This is a genomic window from Cellulosilyticum sp., from assembly GCF_982396655.1.
The window spans coordinates 1-1,977 of sequence record NZ_CEVXFV010000109.1; the positions used below are offsets into that span (position 1 = coordinate 1).

Genomic DNA, 1,977 nt, shown 5'->3' on the forward strand with positions numbered 1-1,977 from the left:
ATATTTTTTTGAGCTCGACTTCGAGCGCAGCGAGGGAGATGCCAAAAAACATATGTGGACTTATCCACACACCCCCCACCCCCAAAAAAAGGCCAAGCAACACCCCCGTGCAACTTGACCTTCTTGATATTTATTCAATTGTAATGCGGCCTTTTTCGCCTGCTGTTACTTGACCTTGTGATTTGATAACTACTTTTTGTTCTGGGCTGAGACTTGGGAATACTACTGGTGTGTTAAGTGATGGTACTTTATCACGGATAGCATCTACATCTACTGTTAAAAGGAGATCGCCCGCTTTTACAGCTTGACCATCTGTTACGTGAGATGTAAAACCTTCTCCTTTGAGGAGTGTTGTATCAAGACCAAAGTGAATTAAAATTTCTGTTCCATTATCTGCTTGTAATGTTACAGCATGTTTTGTAGGGAATACAGAAATTACTTTACCGCTTACTGGTGATACTACTTTACCTTCTGTTGGTTCAATACCAAAACCTGTTCCCATCATTCCTTGTGAGAATACTGGATCTGGAATTTCAGAAAGGGAAATAAGATTTCCTGAAATCGGTACCATTAATTCAAATACATCACTTGCTGCATTTGTTGCTTGTGCATCTACTGTAGTTTTTTCAGCTTTTGCTGTAGTAGATGTTGCTGATGTCGTTTCTGCTTTTTTGTCGCCTTTGAATGCAGCCATTAAACGTGCCCAAAAGCCTTGCTTACTATTACTCATTTGACTCCTCCTGCTTATGCTGCGAATATTATGTTCGCTTTCTATGATTACTTTACTATTGTAAACAGGATAGCAATTATTTTCAATCTATTTTTTCTATTACAACAAATCCTTTAGCCCCAGCTTCCACACGTCCCGTATCTTTTATCACTACTTTTTCATTTTCTTTAAGGTTTGTAAATACAACTGAAGTAACCACTGAAGGAATCTTAAGCGATACAGGAATAAAGTCAATTGTAAAGAGTGCATCACCTATTTCTACCTCTTGCCCTTCTTTTACATTACATACAAAACCTTCCCCTTCTAATTTAGCTGCCTCTACGCCAAAATGTACAAGTACCTTGCGGTTAGCTGGCGTTTCAATAGTGAGAGCATGTCTTGTAGGGGCAATTTCCATAATGGTACCTTTAACAGGCGCATTAATCTTCCCTTCCATAGGTTCTACTGCAAAGCCTTCTCCCTTAAGCTGTTCTGCATAAATGGGATCTGGTACTTCTGTTAAAGGCATTAAACGTCCTGTAACAGGTATAGCAATCTCCTCATCCGCTTCACGATCTTCTTCTTTAGGAGCAATAGGCGTAACGCCATCTTTTCCTGGTTTTGATTCTTTAGGTAACTTAGCCACTTTATTATCTTTGATAGGTTCAGTCATTACCTTTGTAACCTGTTTACCTCTTCCTCCACCTTTAATGACTTTATAAAGTACAATAATAACTATCACTGCAATAATCGCTATAACGAGTATGGTAATCCAACTTGTAGAAGATACTACATCACTTGATGCTGCACCTAAAATTGGACTATAAATGCTATCTAACATCTTTTTGTCTCCTCCTAGTATGTCACTTTATTTATAATATATTTTAACGCTACTTACGCTCCTCACGTGCCATCATGATTCTAACTTTTTTGCTGAATTATTAATTTATTTTTTATATCTATAGATTTGACATTTATATAGATTTCACATTTATAAATTTTAGCTATTTATGGAATGTATAATCTAGCATTATAGTTGGTTTCTCTATAAACTTTAGTTATGCATAGTTTCTAGTAATGTGAATTCATTTAGAAAAACTGACTTACCTACATGTATATTTCAAGGTTTTAGTTGGTTTCTCTATATGTTAGGCTATTTTTATTTTGTATGTAATAGCCTTTTTATACAACTTAGCTTTAATTATAAATTTTAAGTCCATACTTATAGATTTCACATTTTTAGTTGGTTTCTCTATATAGATTTCACA

Annotated in this window: 2 protein-coding genes; both read right to left on the reverse strand. The window is 35.7% G+C overall.

Annotated features, from left to right (window positions below; translation table 11 throughout):
- Positions 1–130 precede the first annotated feature (130 nt).
- Positions 131–730 (reverse strand): PTS sugar transporter subunit IIA, encoded by a 600-nt coding sequence (locus AC1VAQ_RS20940; protein WP_302600339.1) that lies wholly within the window; start codon positions 728–730, stop codon positions 131–133.
- Between the two features lie 82 nt (positions 731–812).
- Positions 813–1,550: a PTS sugar transporter subunit IIA gene (locus AC1VAQ_RS20945; RefSeq protein WP_302600340.1), complete on the reverse strand. Its 738-nt coding sequence runs from the start codon at positions 1,548–1,550 to the stop codon at positions 813–815.
- Positions 1,551–1,977: the final 427 nt, after the last annotated feature.

What these genes read in the sequence shown, in the direction of transcription:
- AC1VAQ_RS20940 (WP_302600339.1), bottom strand. Translation starts at nt 730, where the DNA reads ATGAGTAATAGTAAGCAAGGCTTTTGGGCACGTTTAATGGCTGCATTC.
- AC1VAQ_RS20945 (WP_302600340.1), bottom strand. Translation starts at nt 1,550, where the DNA reads ATGTTAGATAGCATTTATAGTCCAATTTTAGGTGCAGCATCAAGTGAT.